General features: G+C 68.2%; 20 protein-coding genes, 1 tRNA gene and 1 pseudogene. 13 read left to right on the top strand and 9 right to left on the bottom strand.

Annotation, left to right across the window (positions count from 1 at the left end; all coding sequences use genetic code 11):
* The first annotated feature begins 74 nt into the window (after positions 1 to 74).
* Positions 75 to 611 carry a gamma carbonic anhydrase family protein gene (locus ACWGO6_RS01020; protein ID WP_452325625.1) on the top strand — a complete coding sequence of 179 codons (537 nt, stop codon included), beginning with the start codon at positions 75 to 77 and terminating at the stop codon, positions 609 to 611.
* 30 nt (positions 612 to 641) lie between these two features.
* Positions 642 to 715 (top strand) — tRNA-Ile (locus tag ACWGO6_RS01015).
* Here the strand turns inward: ACWGO6_RS01015 and ACWGO6_RS01010 are convergent.
* Positions 713 to 1036 carry a hypothetical protein gene (locus tag ACWGO6_RS01010; RefSeq protein ID WP_452326114.1) on the bottom strand — a complete coding sequence of 108 codons (324 nt, stop codon included), beginning with the start codon at positions 1034 to 1036 and terminating at the stop codon, positions 713 to 715. The genes ACWGO6_RS01015 and ACWGO6_RS01010 overlap by 3 nt on opposite strands.
* 141 nt (positions 1037 to 1177) lie before the next feature.
* Positions 1178 to 1345, bottom strand: a pseudogene (locus tag ACWGO6_RS01005) (winged helix-turn-helix domain-containing protein); the annotation flags it as partial.
* A 129-nt stretch (positions 1346 to 1474) separates the two neighbouring features.
* Between ACWGO6_RS01005 and ACWGO6_RS01000 the strand changes: the two are divergent.
* Complete coding sequence (locus ACWGO6_RS01000) at positions 1475 to 2695, top strand: globin domain-containing protein (protein ID WP_136043877.1); 1221 nt, start codon at positions 1475 to 1477, stop codon at positions 2693 to 2695.
* A 117-nt stretch (positions 2696 to 2812) separates the two neighbouring features.
* Positions 2813 to 3073 (top strand): DUF6458 family protein, encoded by a 261-nt coding sequence (locus tag ACWGO6_RS00995; protein ID WP_136043878.1) that lies wholly within the window; start codon positions 2813 to 2815, stop codon positions 3071 to 3073.
* Between the two features lie 42 nt (positions 3074 to 3115).
* Here ACWGO6_RS00995 and ACWGO6_RS00990 read toward each other — a convergent pair whose 3' ends face one another.
* The 3 genes from ACWGO6_RS00990 to ACWGO6_RS00980 all read right to left on the bottom strand — a co-directional run bounded on the left by ACWGO6_RS00990 (position 3116) and on the right by ACWGO6_RS00980 (position 5351).
* Positions 3116 to 3433 carry a DUF7882 family protein gene (locus ACWGO6_RS00990; RefSeq protein WP_136043879.1) on the bottom strand — a complete coding sequence of 106 codons (318 nt, stop codon included), beginning with the start codon at positions 3431 to 3433 and terminating at the stop codon, positions 3116 to 3118.
* 168 nt (positions 3434 to 3601) lie between these two features.
* On the bottom strand, positions 3602 to 4516 hold the full coding sequence (locus ACWGO6_RS00985) for a helix-turn-helix transcriptional regulator (RefSeq protein ID WP_136043880.1): 915 nt from the start codon (positions 4514 to 4516) through the stop codon (positions 3602 to 3604).
* 109 nt (positions 4517 to 4625) lie between these two features.
* Positions 4626 to 5351: a 3'-5' exonuclease gene (locus ACWGO6_RS00980; RefSeq protein WP_136043881.1), complete on the bottom strand. Its 726-nt coding sequence runs from the start codon at positions 5349 to 5351 to the stop codon at positions 4626 to 4628.
* 66 nt (positions 5352 to 5417) lie between these two features.
* Here ACWGO6_RS00980 and ACWGO6_RS00975 point away from each other — a divergent pair, with 66 nt between their 5' ends.
* Positions 5418 to 6317: an alpha/beta fold hydrolase gene (locus tag ACWGO6_RS00975; RefSeq protein ID WP_452325624.1), complete on the top strand. Its 900-nt coding sequence runs from the start codon at positions 5418 to 5420 to the stop codon at positions 6315 to 6317.
* Here ACWGO6_RS00975 and ACWGO6_RS00970 read toward each other — a convergent pair.
* Positions 6289 to 6762, bottom strand: coding sequence for an Lrp/AsnC family transcriptional regulator (locus tag ACWGO6_RS00970; protein WP_136043883.1), 474 nt, complete (start codon positions 6760 to 6762; stop codon positions 6289 to 6291). The genes ACWGO6_RS00975 and ACWGO6_RS00970 overlap by 29 nt on opposite strands.
* A gap of 168 nt (positions 6763 to 6930) precedes the next feature.
* Between ACWGO6_RS00970 and pdhA the strand changes: the two genes are divergently transcribed.
* From pdhA to ACWGO6_RS00955, 3 genes are read left to right on the top strand one after another with little or no spacing between them, the layout of a single operon-like run.
* A complete protein-coding gene (gene pdhA, locus ACWGO6_RS00965) occupies positions 6931 to 8046 on the top strand; it encodes a pyruvate dehydrogenase (acetyl-transferring) E1 component subunit alpha (RefSeq protein WP_452325623.1) in 1116 nt (371 codons plus the stop codon).
* A gap of 2 nt (positions 8047 to 8048) precedes the next feature.
* Entirely contained in the window at positions 8049 to 9059 is a 1011-nt protein-coding gene (locus ACWGO6_RS00960; RefSeq protein WP_136043885.1) for an alpha-ketoacid dehydrogenase subunit beta, read from the top strand.
* Complete coding sequence (locus ACWGO6_RS00955; RefSeq protein ID WP_452325622.1) at positions 9056 to 10417, top strand: dihydrolipoamide acetyltransferase family protein; 1362 nt, start codon at positions 9056 to 9058, stop codon at positions 10415 to 10417. Before ACWGO6_RS00960 ends, ACWGO6_RS00955 begins: the two co-directional genes overlap by 4 nt.
* Here the strand turns inward: ACWGO6_RS00955 and ACWGO6_RS00950 are convergent.
* A complete protein-coding gene (locus ACWGO6_RS00950) occupies positions 10410 to 11018 on the bottom strand; it encodes a TetR/AcrR family transcriptional regulator (protein ID WP_452325621.1) in 609 nt (202 codons plus the stop codon). The two genes, ACWGO6_RS00955 and ACWGO6_RS00950, sit on opposite strands and share 8 nt — an antisense overlap.
* Positions 11019 to 11129: 111 nt before the next feature.
* Here ACWGO6_RS00950 and ACWGO6_RS00945 point away from each other — a divergent pair, with 111 nt between their 5' ends.
* The 5 genes from ACWGO6_RS00945 to ACWGO6_RS00925 are packed head-to-tail and all read left to right on the top strand — an operon-like array spanning position 11130 to position 17060.
* Complete coding sequence (locus tag ACWGO6_RS00945) at positions 11130 to 12683, top strand: carboxyl transferase domain-containing protein (protein WP_452325620.1); 1554 nt, start codon at positions 11130 to 11132, stop codon at positions 12681 to 12683.
* 5 nt (positions 12684 to 12688) lie between these two features.
* The gene (locus ACWGO6_RS00940; protein WP_452325619.1) at positions 12689 to 14608 is read left to right on the top strand and encodes an ATP-binding protein; all 1920 of its coding nucleotides are present in this window, start codon (positions 12689 to 12691) and stop codon (positions 14606 to 14608) included.
* A 2-nt stretch (positions 14609 to 14610) separates the two neighbouring features.
* Complete coding sequence (locus tag ACWGO6_RS00935; RefSeq protein WP_452325618.1) at positions 14611 to 15759, top strand: acyl-CoA dehydrogenase family protein; 1149 nt, start codon at positions 14611 to 14613, stop codon at positions 15757 to 15759.
* Positions 15760 to 15768: 9 nt separating this feature from the next.
* Entirely contained in the window at positions 15769 to 16257 is a 489-nt protein-coding gene (locus ACWGO6_RS00930; protein WP_136043891.1) for a MaoC family dehydratase, read from the top strand.
* A complete protein-coding gene (locus ACWGO6_RS00925; protein ID WP_452325617.1) occupies positions 16254 to 17060 on the top strand; it encodes an HpcH/HpaI aldolase/citrate lyase family protein in 807 nt (268 codons plus the stop codon). Before ACWGO6_RS00930 ends, ACWGO6_RS00925 begins: the two co-directional genes overlap by 4 nt.
* Here the strand turns inward: ACWGO6_RS00925 and ACWGO6_RS00920 are convergent, their stop codons facing one another.
* Entirely contained in the window at positions 17061 to 17648 is a 588-nt protein-coding gene (locus tag ACWGO6_RS00920) for a histidine phosphatase family protein (protein WP_452325616.1), read from the bottom strand.
* The gene (locus tag ACWGO6_RS00915; protein ID WP_136043894.1) at positions 17645 to 18484 is read right to left on the bottom strand and encodes a Sir2 family NAD-dependent protein deacetylase; all 840 of its coding nucleotides are present in this window, start codon (positions 18482 to 18484) and stop codon (positions 17645 to 17647) included. Before ACWGO6_RS00915 ends, ACWGO6_RS00920 begins: the two co-directional genes overlap by 4 nt.
* Positions 18485 to 18568: the final 84 nt, after the last annotated feature.

Below are 18568 nucleotides of genomic sequence, written 5' to 3'. Positions count from 1 at the left end.
CAGACATTCCGCAACCAAGCTGAGGCTGGGCTCACTTCCGCGTGATTCCGCGGTGATTCGGGTAGCCTCGCCTCATGAGCATCGCCGCCGGAGCCTCTGTCCTCGCCCTGCCGAACAGCGCACCGTCCATCGACGACACGGCGTTCGTGGCGGATGGTGCCCGCATCGTCGGGGATGTGTCACTCGCGGCAGGCGTCAGCGTCTGGTACAACGCGGTGCTTCGAGGTGACTCTGCGGGAATCAGCATCGGATCGGACTCGAACGTCCAGGACAACGTCTCGATCCACGTGGACCCCGAGCACGGGGTGACCGTCGGCGCCCAGGTCTCGATCGGCCACAACGCGGTCGTGCACGGCTGCACGATCGGAGACGGCACGCTCGTCGGCATGGGGGCCGTGATCCTCAGCGGAGCGAAGATCGGAGCCGGGTGTCTGATCGCCGGCGGCGCGGTGGTCCTCGGCGAGGCGGACATCCCTGCGGGATCGCTGGTCGCGGGTGTTCCCGCGAAGGTGCGTCGCACGCTCGACGAGGATGAGCGGTCCGGCCTGATCGCGAACGCCGCCGTCTACCTCGCCCACTCGCGTACCCATGAGGCTGCGACGTCGGCCTGAAGGCGCTGACCGATAGGCTGAGTCAGGTACGGGGCGGTGGCCAAGCTGGTTAAGGCAGTGGGCTCATAACCCAACGATCGCGGGTTCAAGTCCCGCCCGCCCTACTTTTCGTCTGCAGTTGCCCGGGAGCCGCCTCTTGTGAGGAACAGCTGACACGCGTGGCTCGTCACGAACGGTTCGAGTCGTTCGACCTCGAGCGGGCCGTCACTGTGGCGGAGGACATCACGCACCAGCTGAGCGTGAACACCGCAGACGAGTTCCTGATCCGCGTCGAGCAGATCGTGATAGTTGCACGGCGTGAGGTCGAACCGCAGGGAGGTCTCATCGACGACGGGGTTGAGGCCCGCATCGTCGAGGTGCTCGTAGAGCACGTCGACCTGACGCAGCGCATCGGCCTCGAGGCCGAGCGGCGATTCACGCGACATCGCCCGCAGCATCCGCCCCCGCGAGACTGCTCCTTCGACTCGAGCGCGCGCCACGGAGCTCGATGCGACGTCGCGGACGGGGTGGAACACGACCGGGGGCCGGCCGCGTCTGCCGAGGACGAGAGTCTCACTGCGGATCAGCCCCTCATCTTCGAGAACCCGGAGATGATCCCGCACCGTGTTGAGGGGAATTCCGCATTGCGAGGCGAGCTCGCCTGCTGAGCATCCCGGCGTCTGCTGGATGGCGTGGAGCAACTGGAGCCGACGGGGTTGTGTCAGCCCGCGAAAATCGTGTGCGCGGCGGGGCATGTGGCGAGAGTAGACGCGGAAGAGGTCGCGTACCTCCGGTTGGACCGGAAATAAACCGGTAGAACGGAATGCGATGTGCGCGAGGGCTCGGGATGGTGGAACCACCATGACCACGAGGGGCGGGAAGCCATGAGGCTCACAGCCGAATCCGAGAACGTCGTGCGGGCGACCGCCAGCGTCGTCGCCGAGCACGCAGACGAGATAACCACGCTCTTCTATCGCGCCATGTTCGACGCGCATCCGGAGTTGCTCCGCGTATTCAACCGGGCGAATCAGGCGATCGGAGAGCAGCCGAAGGCCCTGGCCGCATCCATCGTCGCCTTCGCAGTGCAGCTCATCGACCCTGCGGCACCCGACTTCGCCCCCGTGATGCGTCGCATCGCGCACAAGCATGTATCGCTGGGCGTCAAGGCGCGCCAGTACACGATCGTGGGGCGCCACCTCCTCGACGCGGTCGGAACAGTCCTCGGGGACGCGGTCACGCCGGAGGTGAGAGCGGCGTGGGACGAGGTCTACTGGCTCTTCGGATGCTCCCTGATCGCGGAAGAGGCGAAACTGTATGCGCTCGGCGGCACCGACTCGGAGTTCCCCTGGAGGAAGCACCGGGTGGTGGAGCGGATCGAGGAGTCCTCCGACGTCGTCTCACTCGTGCTCGCTCCCGTCTCAGGAGACGTGGGGTCATACCGGGCCGGACAGTACGTGGCCATCGCCGTCGACCTGCCGGACGGTTCGCGCCAACCGCGGCAATACACGATCTCGTCCGGGCCCCGTGGTGATTCGCTGCGCGTGACGATCAAGCGTGTGCGCGCGAACGGAGACGCCCCGGAAGGCCAGGTGTCCACGTGGTTGCATGAGAACGCGCATCCGGGACAGTTGATCGACGTGTCCCAGCCGGCCGGTGACGTCACCATCGAGGATTCCGAGCGACCGCTCGTCCTCGTGTCGGCCGGCATCGGCATCACCCCGGTCGCGGCGATCGTCGAGGACCTCTCCCGTCGTGCCCCGGCGCGCACGGTCCGACTGTTCCATGCCGATCGCTCGCATTCCAGCCATGCGCTCTACGGATCGTTGCGGAGGCAAGTGCTGGCGATGGACGACGCCCGTGCCCAGAACTGGTATCGGGAGGAGGCGGAATCCGCGCCGACGCTCCACCCCGCGCGCTCAGGCCGGATGGACCTCGCCGACGTCGACCTGCCTGACGACGCGGAGGTGTTCATGTGCGGACCGCTCGACTTCATGCGCACGTCTCGATCGACGCTTCTGGCACGCGGCGTGCCGTCGGAGCGGATCTCCTACGAGGTGTTCGGCCCGGACCTCTGGGCACAGCAGCCGAAGCCCGAAGCAGCCTGAGCCCCGACCCCGACAGCGGCCGCAGAGCGATGCGGTCGCTGTCAAGCCCCTCCCCGGACCTCGCCGTAGACGCCATTCTTCCCACGTGCGGCACCGCGCCGCAGAACGGGAGGCACCATGAGCATCGGCAGCGGAATCGCGCTCTTCGTGATCGGAGCGATCCTCGTCTTCGCGGTGAACGTCGACGTCCAATGGGTCGATCTCGACATGGTCGGCTACATCCTGATGGGCGCCGGCGTCGTCATCTTCCTCATCGGGATCGTGCTGCTCGCGCGGCGGCGCAGGACGGAGACGGTCTCGCGCACATTCGTCGATCCGGCGACGGGCGAACCGACCACTCGTCGATCCGTCAGCTCCAGCGGCGACGAAGCGGTGTGAGTCATGCGGATGGCATCCGACGATCGAGTTCGTCGGATGCCATCACTCTGCGGGGCTGCTCTCGAGATGCTCCTCGACGAGGGTGATTCCTCCGCTGGAACTCGCCGAGTGCGCGAGATCCTCGATCCACTTCCGGCTCAGGTCGGGAGTCTCAGGTTCCTGGAAGACGAACCGCAGCGGAATCGACGGGTGCAGCCAGAGGGTCGAGCGTCCGGGAGCGTCACCCTCCGGGTGCCGCCAGGAGAGCGTGAAGCTCTCATTGCGTCGCAGCTTGGTGGCGATGACGACTTTCAGGTGTGCGAGGGCGCGATCGTCGATCTGGATCGGGGTCTGCGCGTCGCCGTAGTAGAGGCTCCCCATCAGCGAACGATCATCGCGATGGGATGGGGGGCAGGGATCATGCGACTCCTCGACGGCGTGGCCGCGGATGGGGGTATCCGGGTACTCGAACTCTAGTCAACGACGGCAGCACGCACCGCACTGGCGTAATGACCCGCCGCGGAATGCGAACAGAATCTTCGCCCGGTGTCACATGGAGGTCAGCGACGGCGGTGTACCGAACGCGTCTCGGTACGCCGAGGCGAAACGGGTCGGGTGGGTGAAGCCCCAGCGGCGGGCGACTTCGCCGACGGAGCGTCCTTCTCCGCTCTGCAGGTCTCTGCGGGCCCCTTCGAGTCGTGCCCGACGGAGGGCCTGGGTGGGTGTGATGTCGAGAGCGCGACGGAACGCGTACTGGAGCCCCCTCGTCGAGATGTAGGCCGCCGCCGCGACGTCGTCAACGGTGATGGGCCGGTGCGCGTTCTCGTCGATGTATGCAAGCGCCCGGCGGACCGCCACGGGCGCTCCCGCACGCTGGGCCGGGCGGCGCATCGCCTCGGTGAAGGTGTTGGGAAACGCGGAGAGCGTCATCATCAGGGCATGACGTTCGAGCTCGGCGGCGATCAGCGGGTCGGACCCGGAGAGGGCGAGTGCTTGGTCCACGTAGGCGAACATCGCCTCCCAGCGCCGTGCGTCGATGGCTGTGTGCGGGGCGAGTCCCGTCGTGCGCAGCTTCAGCGTGTCATCGCCGGTCAACTGCCGTGCCCGCGCTTCGGCTGCGGGTCGATCGAACACGAAGGCCCGGACGTCAGCGGATCGGTCCCACCTCGCCTCCACTCGGGTGCCGTCGGAGATCCACGGCGCTCCTGGGGTCAAGGTGTCGCGCGCGGACCAGACACGCGCATCCGGGGCGTCGACGCGGCACACCAGAATCTGGTCCAGCGGTTCTGCTTTCGAATGCACCTTCGCCGCGAGCCGGTAGTTCACCAGCGAGGTGCTCCCCAGTTCTTCCGAACGCCAGTCGAACCGAAAGCGGCGAGGGTCCGCATCCTGGAGCGACGAGGAGGGAACGAACTGCTGCCACGTGGACTCGACCTGCTCGATGTCGGTGGACGTGAACTGCATGGGTGCTCCTTGTTCTTCGCGTCGCGATCCCACTCGACGACGCCTTCCAGGAGCGTAGCTCAGTGAACGGTACTCCAGCTCGAAAGCCGCTGCACGGCTGGCGGCATCGTCACTCCGCACCGATTCGGCTCGATCGCACCGGCCAGCCGCCGTCGAGCGTCTCCTGCGGATCGAGACGGCCGATGCTCACGAAGTACTCGGTGAGGCTGGCCGCCTGGGAGCGCGCCCAGCCGATCTGATTCGTGTGCAGCTCCGCCGGGGTCGCGGGGAGGGTGAAACGACGAGCGAGGGCTTGCGCCACGCGGCCGGCGGCGATCGCATCCGCGGACGCCTCGTGAGCGTCTTCGAGCACGACCGCGTAGTGGGCTGCGACGACTTCGAGTGTGCGTCGCCCGCGGCGGTATCGGTCGTACGCCTTGTCGATCACGAGAGGGTCGATGACGGGGGAGGGATCGGTCAGCGGGACGATTCCGTGTCTGGCCGCCTCATGCGCCAGGAGAGAGAAGTCGTACGCGGCGTTGTAGGCGACCACGGGTACGTTCTGCTCCAGCAGTGAACGCAGGGCCGCCGTGACCTCTGCGACGACTTCCCGGGACGATCGCCCGCGCCCTCGGGCATACTCCGTGGTGATGCCGTGCACCGCCGTGGCGCCCTCCGGGATCGGTACTCCCGGATCCGCGAGCCACGAGCGTGCAGCGATCTGGCGTCCAGCGGCATCGAGGACGCCGACGTACGCGGTGACCACTCGGTCCGACTCGACATCGACGCCAGTCGTCTCCAGGTCGAACACCCCGACGCGGGTGAGCCACGCAGGAAGTGGGGGACCGGATGGCATGCCTTCACGCTATGCGCGGCCGCGGACATCCAGGGGGAGGCGCACGGCGACTCGTAGACTCGGAGCATGACCGTGCCTTCCCCCTATGCGGACCGCCTCCACCGCCTTCCCGTGCAGCGCCATGAGGTCGAGGTGCGGGGAGCGACCACGGCGTATTGGGTGTACGGCCCGGAGAAGGCCGAGACGACGGTCATCGCGGTGCACGGCTTCCGCGGCGATCATCATGGCCTCGAGCCCGTGCTGGCCTACCTCCCCGAAGTGCGTGTGATCGCGCCGGATCTTCCGGGGTTCGGGGAATCAGCACCCCTGCCCGGGCGCCGGCACGACCTGGACGAGTACGCCGGCTGGCTCAGCGACTTCGCGATGGAAGTCGCTCCCGGCGCCGTCATCCTGGGCCACTCCTTCGGGTCGATGGTGACCTCGGCGGCGGTCGCTCGAGGGCTGCGGACTCCGCGACTGATCCTGCTGAACCCGATCGGCGCTCCGGCGCTGGAAGGGCCGAAGGGCGTCATGACTCGCTTGGCCGTCTTGTACTACGCGCTCGGTGCCCGTCTTCCGGAGAGACTCGGCACCGCTCTGCTGCGCAACCGCGTCATCGTCCGCGTGATGAGCGTCACGATGGCGAAGACCAGGGATCCCGAACTCCGACGCTTCATCCACGACCAGCACGACACGTACTTCTCGCGATTCTCGGACCGAGATGTGCTCCGCGACGCCTTCGTCGCGAGTGTCTCGCACGACGTCCGGGAGTTCGCTCCCGAGATCGATGTTCCGACCCTGCTCGTCGCTGCACAGCGTGACGACATCACCCCGATCGAGGCGGAACGAAAGCTCGCGACACTGTTCCCCGACGCGAAACTCGTGGAGATCGCCGACGTGGGGCATCTCATCCATTACGAGACGCCGGCCGAGGCCGCGGGCGCTGTGCGGCAGTTTCTCAGGATTCCCGTCGCGCGAGGCCGATGAGGCCTGCGACGCGGAACGGGATGACCTCACCCATCGCCAGCGAGGTCTCGGTGCGTTCGACGCCTTCGATCGAGAGGATGCGGGCGTCGGTGTCGAAGAGGTGACGTGCGTCCCTGCACGCGACACGAGCGAGCAGGTCGATCGAGCCGCTCAGACCGTGTGCCTGCACGACTTCGGGAATCCGAGCGAGCTCGTTGATGATGCGTGGCAGTTCGGTCTGGCGGACTCCGATGCTCACGAACGCCTGCAGGGGGAAACCCAGGACGTCCGGTGAGAAGGACCGCTCGTAGGAGAGGAAGATTCCGCTCTGCTCGAGGCGCGCCATCCGCGCCTGGATCGTATTGCGGGAAAGTCCGAGATTCTCCGCCAGGGCGACGATGGTGATCCTCGGATCGTCGGCAAGGGCAGCGAGAAGCTCGAGATCGATGCGGTCCATTCCTGGCATAGTGCCAAACCTTAGCAGGGGGCCTTCGCGTCAAATTGAGCAACATGCTCAAGCACCACGAGAATGCTTGAGCGAGGTGTTCAGCAGACGTACCCTCAGAGCATGTCGGTGATGACGCCGGCATCAGCGCGCGGAGCCTCACGAGGGCCGCCGACGAGGAGGACGACGATGTCACCGCAGATCACCCCCATCGCAGACACCGCCCAGGATCTCGAGCTCTCGGAGCGGATACTGGACCCGGACGGACACCGCGTCCCGAACCCCCGTCTGGACCCTCTGGTCGCGGACGTCGATGCCGCGCAACTGCGCTCCCTGCTCCGCGACATGATCATCCTCCGTCGTATCGATGCCGAGGGTGTCGCACTTCAGCGGCAGGGCCAGCTGGGACTCTGGGCGCCATGTCAGGGTCAGGAGGCGACGCAGATCGGTACGGCACGGGCACTCGCTCCCGAGGACTACGTGTTCCCCAGCTACCGCGAGACCGGCGTCATCTACGCCCGCGGCGCTCAGCCGGGCGACTACGTGCGCATGTGGCGCGGAGAAGAGGGTGCCGCCTACGACCCCGCGGCGCTGGGGGTCGCCCCTCTGCAGATCATCATCGGCGCACAGACGCTGCATGCGGTGGGGTACGCGCTCGGCATTCAGCGCGACGGTGCCGACGAGGTCGCGGTGACGTATTTCGGTGACGGAGCGACCAGTCAGGGCGACGTCAACGAGGCGATGATCTTCGCGGCGTCGTACCAGGCGCCCGTGGTCTTCGTGTGCCAGAACAACCATTGGGCGATCTCCGAGCCGGTCGCCGTGCAGTCGCAGTACCCGATCGCGGGCCGGGCTCCGGGTTTCGGTATTCCGAGCCTCCGTGTGGACGGCAACGACGTGCTCGCCTGCATGGCCGCCATGCGATGGGCGCTGCAGCACGCACGCTCCGGCAAGGGGCCCGCGTACATCGAAGCGGTGACCTATCGCATGGGACCGCACACGACGGCCGACGATCCGACGCGGTACCGCGACGCGGAGGAGCTCGAGTCCTGGCGTCGCCGCGACCCGATCGCACGGCTGGAGACACACCTGCGGGCGAGCGGCGAGCTCACGGACGAGCACGTGGCCGAGACACAGGCCGCCGCGGACGCGGTCGCGAAGGAGATGCGGGCTGCGTGCCTCGGAATGGTCACCCGTCCGCCGCTCGCGGTCTTCGACGGCGTCTACGCCGAACCTCACACCGGGCTCGAGCGACAGCGTGGCGAGTATGCGGCGTACCTCGCCTCCTTCGAGAGCGAGGCGTGAACATGACTGAGCTCACCCTCGGAAAGGCGCTCGGCGCCGGTCTCCGGCAAGCGATGCGCGACGATGACAAGGTGGTCCTCCTCGGCGAGGACATCGGCAAGCTGGGCGGTGTCTTCCGCATTACCGACGGACTTCTCGACGAGTTCGGCGCGGCCAGGGTGATCGACACCCCGCTCGCCGAGTCCGGCATCGTCGGCACAGCTGTGGGGCTCGCCTTCCGCGGCTATCGTCCGGTGGTCGAGATCCAGTTCGACGGCTTCGTCTACCCCGCCTTCGACCAGATCGTCGCTCAGGTGGCGAAGCTCCACTACCGGACACAGGGGCGCGTCAAGATGCCGATCACGATTCGGATCCCCTGGGCGGGAGGCATCGGCGCTGCCGAGCATCACTCCGAGTCGCCGGAGGCGTACTTCGTGCACACGGCGGGCATCCGCGTGATCGCGGTATCGAATCCCGAAGACGCGTACCGCAGCCTGCGTCAGGCGATCGCCTCCGATGATCCCGTGGTCTTCTTCGAGCCGAAGCGGCTGTACCACCACAAGGGAGAGGTCGATCTCGAGGCGCCCCTCGCGGATGCGCCGCCCATGGGCCTGGCGCGTGTGGTGCGAACCGGGACGGACGCGACGTTGATCACGTACGGAGCGATGGTGTCCACCGCACTGCAGGCAGCAGAGGCCGCCGAAGACGAGGGCGTATCCCTGGAGGTCATCGATCTGCGGTCGCTCTCGCCCGTCGACTACGACTCGGTCGCCGCATCGGTCCGCAAGACCGGACGGGTCGTCGTCGCTCACGAGGCATCTCGCGAGGCCGGCGTCGCGGCCGAGGTGATCGCGAGCATCACGGAGCGCTGCTTCGAGTATCTCGAGTCCGCGCCACTGCGGGTCACCGGCCACGATGTGCCCTATCCGCCGGCGAAGCTCGAGAAGTATCACCTTCCGGATCTCGACCGGCTGCTTGACGCCGTCGATCGGGTGCTGGATCGGCCGAACAGTCTGACGGGAGCAGAGGCATGATCGCGGAGTTCCGACTTCCCGACCTCGGAGAGGGGCTGGCGGAGGCTGAGGTCGTGCAATGGCTGGTCGCCCCGGGGGACTCGGTCGCCCTCAATCAGACCCTGGCCGAGGTGGAGACCGCCAAAGCGGTGGTCGAACTGCCGTCGCCGTACGAAGGCACCGTGGCGACTCTGCACGCGGAAGCCGGCGAGACCGTCGCCGTGGGGGCTGCGCTGATCGACTTCGAGGTCGTCGGTGATGAGGAGACCACACCCGCGCCGATCCCGGAGGCTGCTGAGAAGGCCCAGCCGAACCTCGTGGGATACGGGGCTGCCCCCACCTCGGCCGGTCGACCCGCCCGACGCGCGCGCCGTGCCGGAGCGACTCCGGCGAAGGTCGACACAGCCGTGCTCGAGGCCGCGCCGCACGACGCCACCCCGTCGGCCGCGGTCGAGTCCGTGGTGGAGCGACCGCGCTCCACGCCTCCCGTCCGCGCGCATGCGAAGCGTCTGGGGATCGACCTCGTCCTGGTGGCGGCAGAGGTCGGCGACCGACTCATCACGCGCGCCGATGTCGACGCGTACGCCGAGAGGGTCGGCGCTCGTGGCTCCGCATCCGTTGACGACCGCGCAGGGGCCCCGTCGGTCCCGTCGCGCTCCTCGGCTACCGGCGACGGGGTGCGCGAGACCCGCATACCGATCCGCGGCGTGCGGAAGCATACGGCCGCGGCGATGGTGCAGAGCGCTTTCACGGCTCCTCACGTGACGGTCTTCCACACAGTGGACGTGACGGCGACCATGGATCTGCTGGCGGGCCTGCGGGACGATCGTTCGCTCAGCGAGCATCGGATCGGACCGCTCGCGGTCGTGGCGAAGGCCGTGTGTCTCGGGCTCGGTCGTACTCCGGGACTCAACTCCCGCTGGGATGAGGCCGCCGGCGAGATCGTCCAGCATCACTACGTTGACCTCGGGATCGCGGCCGCGACGGATCGTGGCCTCATCGTCCCGATGATCCGCGACGCGGAGCAGTTGACACTGATCGAGCTGGCGGACGCCGTGAGGAATCTCGCCGAGGTCGCGCGCTCGGGGAAGACCTCGCCGGCCGAGCTCGCCGGAGGTACCTTCTCGATCTCGAACATCGGCGTGTTCGGTGTCGATGCCGGCACCCCGATCCTGCCGCCGGGACAGTCCGGAATCCTCGCGGTCGGTGCGGTGCGTCGTCAGCCGTGGGAGTTCCGAGGAGAGATCGCCCTCCGTCAGGTCATGACGCTCAGCCTCTCGTTCGACCACCGGCTCGTCGACGGCGCAGAAGGTGCGCGCTTCCTCAAGGATGTCGCGGACATCCTCGAGGAGCCCGGTCGGGCGATGCTGCTCAGGTAGTCGCGCGCAACGCGGCTTCCGCCATCGCGGCCAGCACGGTCGCGGTGGCGGAGTGCCGTCGTGCCGCCGCGCGTGTGCTGTGCGGCGTGGAGTTGATGAGGCCGAAGCAGGCCTGGACGCGAAGGCGCAGCTCTTCCTGATCCGCCCCGCTCTCGCCCGCCGTGTGCAGGGGAGACAGGGTGTCCACCCACAGCTCGATGTAGGCACGCTGCAGGCGGCGGACGGCGGCCCGATCCGCTTCGGACAGGTGGGCGACGTCGCGGTCTTGCACCTGGATCACCTCGGCGTTCCCGAGGGCGAAGTCGACGTGGAAGTCGATCAGTCCGCGCATCCGCTCGTCCGGAGTCGGGGTGTTCTCCACCACCTGCCGCCCGCCGCTGACCAGGTGCTCGCTCACTTTGACCAGCACGGCGCCCAGCAATGCCTGCTTGCCGGCGAAGTGTCGGTAGACGGCCGGTCCGGACACGCCGACGGCGGCACCGATGTCTTCCAGGCTCACACCGCTGTATCCGCGCGCGGCGAAGAGCCGGGCGGCGGCGTGCAGGATCGCATCGGACCGTTCGGCCTTGGCGCGGTCTCGGGCGGTGACCGGGCTTGTCATCTCAGTTAATCCTCGCTAACCTGAAGCAACGGGTTAGTGCACACTAACCGAAAATGCCTGCACCGCGCCAGGGCATCGCCCGCGCGGACGTGAGTCGAGGAGGACATCACGATGCCCGCAACGCAGGAGTCCCTCGCGCACGAGCTGCGCGAGCGTCTCACGACCGCCGCGCGAGGCGGCCCCACCGCGTCGCGCGAACGCCATGTGGCCCGCGGAAAGCTGTTGCCGCGAGACCGGGTCGCACGAGTGCTCGACGAGGGCAGCCCGTTCGTCGAGATCGCTCCGTTGGCCGCCGACGGCCTGTACGGGGGAGACGCTCCGGGAGCCGGAGTCATCGCCGGCATCGGACTCGTCCACGGCCGCCACGTCATGGTGATCTGCAACGACGCGACGGTGAAGGGCGGCACGTACTTTCCGCTCACGGTCAAGAAGCACCTGCGCGCACAGGAGATCGCGCTCGAGAACCGGCTGCCGTGCCTCTACCTGGTCGATTCAGGCGGCGCCTTCCTTCCGAAACAGGACGAGGTGTTCCCCGACCGTGACCACTTCGGACGGATCTTCTTCAACCAGGCGCGGATGTCGGCCGAGGGGATCCCGCAGCTGGCCGCAGTTCTCGGCTCCTGCACCGCGGGTGGCGCCTACGTGCCAGCCATGAGCGACGAGACGGTCATCGTGCGCGGCCAGGGAACCATCTTCCTCGGCGGGCCGCCCCTGGTGAAGGCGGCGATCGGCGAGATTGTGACCGCCGAAGAGCTGGGCGGCGGAGAGCTGCATGCACGGCGGAGCGGTGTGGTCGACCATCTCGCGGAGGACGATGAGCACGCGCTCGAGATCCTGCGCGACATCGTCGCGACACTTCCGCCGCCGGCGGCCCCGGCGTGGGAGGTCGCGAGGACGCGACCGCCCTCCGAGACGACGTCGCTCTACGATGCGGTTCCGGTCGACGTGAACGCGTCATACGACGTGCACGAGGTCATCTCGCGGCTCGTCGACGGCGACACTTTCTTCGAGTTCAAACCGGAGTACGGCGCGACCCTGGTCACGGGGTTCGCCCGTCTGCACGGGCACCCGGTCGGCATCGTCGCGAACAACGGGGTCCTGTTCAGCGAGTCCGCGCTCAAGGGTGCGCATTTCATCGAGCTGTGCGATCAGCGCGGCATCCCCCTGCTGTTCCTGCAGAACATCACCGGCTTCATGGTGGGGTCCGACGCCGAAGCGGGCGGCATCGCGAAGGACGGGGCCAAGATGGTCACCGCGGTCGCGACGACGAGGGTGCCCAAACTGACGGTCATCATCGGCGGCTCCTTCGGAGCGGGAAACTACTCCATGTGCGGGCGCGCCTACTCGCCGCGGTTCCTGTGGACCTGGCCCGCGAGTCGCATCTCCGTGATGGGCGGCGCGCAAGCCGCATCCGTGCTCGCCACCGTGAAGGAGGACCAGCTGTCCGCACGCGGCGAGTCGTGGAGCGCCGAGGAGCGAGGCGAGTTCGAAGCGCCGATCCGCGAGCAGTATGAGCACCAGGGCGAGCCCTACTACGCCACGGCGCGGTTGTGGGACGACGGCATCGTCGATCCCGCGCAGACCCGCGATCTGCTGGGGCTGGCGCTCGACGTCGTCGCCCGCAGTCCGCTGCCCGAACCGCGCTTCGGCGTCTTCCGGATGTGAGTGCCATGTCGTCACCGACCGTTTCCTTCCAGACCGTCCTCGTTGCGAATCGCGGCGAGATCGCGCGTCGCGTCATCCGCACGCTGCGCACCCTCGGAATCCGCAGCGTCGCCGTATACAGCGATGCGGACGTATCCGCTCCCCACGTGCGCGAGGCGGATGTCGCGGTGCGGATCGGTCCCGCTCCTGCGGTCGAGTCGTACCTGGACATCGATGCCGTGATCGCCGCCGCCCGGGCCACCGGCGCGCAGGCGATCCACCCCGGATACGGGTTCCTGTCCGAGAGCGTCGGTCTCGCCGAGGCCTGCGCCGAGAGCGGCATCGTCTTCATCGGTCCGTCCGTCGACGCCCTGCAGATCATGGGGGACAAGGCGCGTGCTCGTGAGCATGTGCTGCGCTACGGGGTTCCCGTCGTCCCCGGCTTCGACGCCAAAGGGCTGTCCGATCTCGAGATCGCCGAGGAGGCTGATCGGGTGGGGTACCCGCTCCTCGTCAAGCCGAGCGCCGGCGGTGGCGGAAAGGGCATGGAGGTCGTCGCGGACGCCTCGGGTCTCCGGGCCGCACTCGCGTCGGCGCGTCGGGTCGCGGCATCCGCGTTCGGGGATGATTCCCTGATCCTCGAGCGGCTCATCCGCCGCCCCCGTCACATCGAGGTGCAGGTGTTCGGCGATGCGCACGGGACGGTCGTCGCCCTCGGCGAGCGCGAGTGCACCCTGCAGCGTCGTCATCAGAAGGTCATCGAGGAGGCACCGTCCGCGGGGATCCCCGCGCATACCCGCGAGCGCCTGCTGTCCGCCGCGGTGCTCGCCGCCGAGAGCGTCGAGTACGTCGGCGCCGGCACCGTGGAGTTCCTCATCGACGCCGATGCGCCCGACGAGGTCTTCTTCATCGAGATGAACACACGCCTTCAGGTGGAGCATCCCGTCACAGAGGAGGTCACCGGGCTCGATCTGGTCGCGCTGCAGCTGCGCGTGGCCGCGGGGCTCCCCGTGGACGTCACGCCGCGACTGCGGGGGCACGCGGTCGAAGCGCGCGTGTACGCCGAGTCACCCGAACGCGGCTTCCTGCCCTCGACGGGCACGATCCTCCTGTTCGATCCGCCGCCCGGCGTGCGCGTGGATTCCGCCGTCGAGACGGGGAGCGAGGTGACCGGGTTCTACGACCCGATGATCGCGAAGGTGATCGCCTTCGCTGATGATCGTGAAACCGCACTCGCCCGGCTCGACGAGGCTCTCGCCCGCACGGTGGTTCTGGGCGTCGAGACGAACATCGCCTTCCTCCGCACGCTCTGCTGCGACCCCCGGGTCGTCGCGGGCGACCTCGACACGGGCCTCATCGAAACGCTGCTGCCGCTCGCCGTCGTACGCCCCTCACCGGCACAGCTCGCGGCTGCGGCCGATGCCGTCGAGGTGCCGAGCGAGCCGAGACGCACGAGCGATCTGTGGCGCGAGCTTCCGGGCTGGCGGCTCGGGGCCGAGAACGCGGCTCCAGGAGACTTTGTCGCACTCACGGACGACGACGAGATGGTGGAGGCGCAATCGGCTCCCGGCGCGACTGCCCGGCATCCCCTGCGTGCCGCAGTGGACGCCGACGGGGCGGTGTGGGTCTCCGAGGAGGGCCGCACCGTCCGACTCCGCCCCACCGACCGGCGGCAGCGGATGCGGCGGCGGATCGCCGCTCACGAGGCGGGGTCGGCGACGACGGAACCCGAGGGACGCGCGCCCATGCCGGGCAGCGTCGTCGCCGTGCTCGTCGCGGACGGGGATCCGGTCGCGGCCGGCGACCCGCTCGTCGCGATCGAGGCGATGAAGATGGAGCACCAGGTGCTGGCACCGCGCGATGGCGTGGTGCATCTGCTGGTTGCAGTGGGAGACCAGGTACGGCGTGACCAACCGGTCGCCCGCGTGACGACGGAGGAGAGCTGAACATGGAAGACCTGACCGAGGAGGAGCGCGAGCTCGCGTCGATGGTGCGCGAGTTCGCCGACACGGTGGTCGCGCCGCAATCGTACGAGGCCGACCGCACGCACACGCTGTCGATGGACGTCGTCTCGCAGATGGGTGATCTCGGCCTGTTCGGCCTGCCGTTCCCCGAGGAGTACGGTGGTCAGGGCGGCGACTACATGGCGCTCGGCATCGCGATCGAGGCGCTGGGGCGGGTGGACCAGTCGATCGCGATCACGCTCGAGGCCGGAGTGAGCCTCGGCGCCATGCCGATCTACCGTTTCGGTACCGAGGAGCAGCGCCAGGAGCTGCTTCCCGATCTGCTGGCGGGGCAAGCGCTGGCGGGCTTCGGCCTCACCGAGCCGGAAGCCGGCAGCGACGCGGGGGCGACCAGGACCACCGCGCGTCTGGAGGGCGATGAGTGGGTCATCGACGGCTCCAAGCAGTTCATCACCAACTCGGGAACCCCGATCACCCGCTTCGTCACGGTCACCGCGGTGACCGGGAACGAGAACGGTCGCAAGGAGATCTCCACGATCATCGTCCCGAACGGCACACCCGGGTTCACGGTCGAAGCTCCGTACGACAAGGTCGGGTGGAATGCGTCGGACACCCACCCGCTGACCTTCGACGGAGCGCGGGTTCCGGCATCGAACCTGCTGGGGGAGCGGGGGAGCGGCTTCCGCAGTTTCCTCAGCATCCTCGACGAGGGCCGTATCGCGATCGCCGCACTGTCCACCGGCGCGGCCGAGGGCTGCCTGGAGGCCGCCGTCGAGTACGCGAAGAGCCGGACGATCTTCGGCGCTGCGCTGAGCACGCGCCAGAACGCGCAGTTCACCCTGGCCCGCATGCGGGCGCGGGTGCACACGGCGCGGCTCGCCTGGCATCACGCGGCGCGGCTGCGGGATGCCGGGAAGCCGTTCGCGGAGGCGGCGGCGATCGCCAAGCTCGTCGGCGGGGAGGCCGCGATGGACAACGCCAGGGATGCCACCCAGATCTTCGGCGGAAACGGGTTCATGAACGAGTTCCCGGTCGCCCGCCACTATCGCGATTCGAAGATCCTCGAGATCGGCGAGGGCACGACCGAGGTGCAGCTGCTGGTCATCGCCCGCGGACTCGGACTCGCCGGGTAGCGTGGCGATATGACCACGCATGACATCCTCCAGAGGGGGCTGTACTACGAGGAGTTCGTCGTCGATGCCCGTTATCTGCACCGACCGGGGCGCACGGCGACAGAAGCCGACAACGTGCTCTTCACCACGCTCACGATGAACACGCAGGCGCTGCACCTCGACGCGGCATTCGCGGATGCGCAGGATCCGTTCCGCGCGCGACTCATGAACTCGATGTGGACGCTGTCGACGATGGTCGGCGCCTCGGTCGCGCAACTGACCCAGGGCACGCTCGTCGCGCAGCTCGGGTTCGGCGACATCGTCTTCCCGCACCCGCTCTTCGCCGGTGACACGCTCTATACCGAGAGCGTCATCGTCGAAAAGCGGATGTCGTCCTCACGCCCCGGCCAGGGCATCGTCAAGATCGCCCACACCGGACGCAATCAGGACGGCACCGTCGTGGCGACAGCGGTGCGGTCCGTTCTCGTCCACTGCCTCCCGGAAGGACTCGCGAAGTGACTTTCGATCTCGGGCCGGCGCTTCTGTTCTGCCCTGCGGACCGACCGGAGCGCTTCCGGAAGGCGCTGGAACGGGCGGACGCGATCATCCTCGATCTCGAAGATGCCGTCCTGCCGGAGGAGAAGGCTGCGGCACGCCGCAACGTGATCGACGCGGACATCGATGCCGCACGGGTCGTCGTGCGCGTGAACGCACCGGGAACCGAAGCGTTCACGGCCGATCTCGACGCACTCGCCGCGACGGACTTCCGCACGGTGATGGTGGCGAAGACGGAGAGTGCCGAGAGCCTCGATGCGTTCGATGAGCGGTACTCGCTGATCGCGCTGTGCGAGACCGCGCGCGGCATCCATGCCGCCGATCGGATCGCCGCGCACCCCCGGGTGACCGCGATGATGTGGGGCGCGGAGGACCTCGCGGCCTCCCTCGGCGGAACTTCGTCGAGGAATGCGGAAGGCGGCTATCGGGATATCGCCCGCTATGCCCGTGCTCGTGTCCTCCTCGAGTCCGGCGCTCAGGGCAAGGCGGCCATCGATGCCGTGCACATCGACATCGACGACGCCGCAGGGCTGCAGCGCGAGGCGATGGACGCCGTCGCATCGGGGTTCCGTGCGACGGCCTGCATCCATCCGAACCAGGTGGCGGCGATCCGGGCCGCCTATCGTCCGGACGACGACACGGTGGCATGGGCACGCGCGGTGCTCGAGGCTGCGGCGACGGAGCGCGGCGTGTTCCGCTTCGAGGGGCGGATGATCGACGAACCGGTGCTCCGGCACGCGCGATCGGTCGTCTCCCGCGTCAGCTGATCAGAGGACCTGCGACTCTTCGAGCAGTCGCAGATAGCCGGGCGCCGCCACGAAGCGGTGTGCGGAGCCGTTGCGCAGGACCTCGCCGTCGCGGGGAAGCGTCCCGCCGGAGACATGATCGATCACCGCGCGGATCACGCCGCCGTGCGCCACCACGAGCACCGACTCCGCCTGCGGGGCCGAGCGGCGTCGCGCTTCACGGGCGATCGCGTGGAGCGCCGTGATGGCACGTTCGCCGACCTGCTCCAGCGACTCCGCACCCGGGACCTCGGCGTGCCAGTCGCCGTATGTGGAGATGTAGTCCTCGACGAGCATGCCCTCGCCGTCACCGAACTCGCGTTCCCGGATGTCAGGGACCACGCCGACGACTTCGAGCCCGAGTCTGCCGGCGATGATCTCCGCCGTCTCCTTGGCGCGCAGCAGCGGGCTGGTGTAGACGGCGTGGTGCGTGCTCGAGGCAAGGCTCTCTGCTGCCCTTCGCGCGTCTTCTCGCCCGGTCTCGTTCAGCGGGATGTCGGTCGATCCCTGGATTCGTCGAGCGAGGTTCCAATCGGTCTGGCCGTGGCGGATGAGGGTGAGGTGGGTCACGAGAGCAGTTCCTGGAGTGCGGGGAGCACGTCGCTGGTGCCTGCGGCGATGGTGACATCGGCCCAGGGGTCCGCACGCGTCGGCTCGCGGTTGACGATGATCAGAGGGATGTTGCGGCGTCTGGCGCGCTCGACCAGGCGCACGCCGGAGTTCACGACGAGGGAGGAGCCGGCAACGATGAGGGCGGAGCTGGAGCGCAGCAGCGATTCCGCCGCACGGAATCGGTCCAGGGGGACGTACTCGCCGAAGAAGACGACGTCGGGTTTCAGCATGCCGCCGCACACGGTGCACTCGGGCACGATGAACCCTTCGGTGGATTCGGGGAGGACGTCGCCGTCCGGGGCGAGTGCCACGTTCTCCGGGATGGTGATCCAGGGGTTCCGCTCCTCGATCTGCACTGCGATGTCGCGGCGGTCGAAGACCTGCCCGCACTGCAGGCAGAACACGCGACGCATCGTGCCGTGCACTTCGATCACGTGCGAGCTCCCGGCCCGCAGATGAAGCCCGTCGACGTTCTGGGTGATGACGCCCGACACCTTTCCGGCGGCCTCGAGCTGCGCGAGCGCGAGGTGTCCCGCGTTGGGTTCGGCCCGCGCGAACGCGCGCCAGCCGAGGTGGCCGCCGACCCAGTAGCGTCGTCGTGCCGCCTCGTCGCCGAGGTAAGTCTGGATCGTCATCGGGTCGCTGCGGGTTCTGGCACCTTCGCCGCGGTAGGCGGGTATCCCCGAATCGGTGGAGATGCCGGCGCCGGTCAAGAGGGCGATGCGCCTGTCGCGCAACAGCTCGGCGGCGTGGGCGATGGTGGCCGACAGCTCGGCGGTGTTCGAGACGCTCACAGGACCTCCTCGAGCAGTCTACGGCGTGGGGGTGGGACCGGGCCCCGCGCAGCCCCCTGCAGGGCGCGGTCGTCGTGGAGGCAG

This window comes from Microbacterium sp. NPDC055665, assembly GCF_053618035.1.
This window is presented reverse-complemented; position numbering and strand designations above follow the sequence as displayed.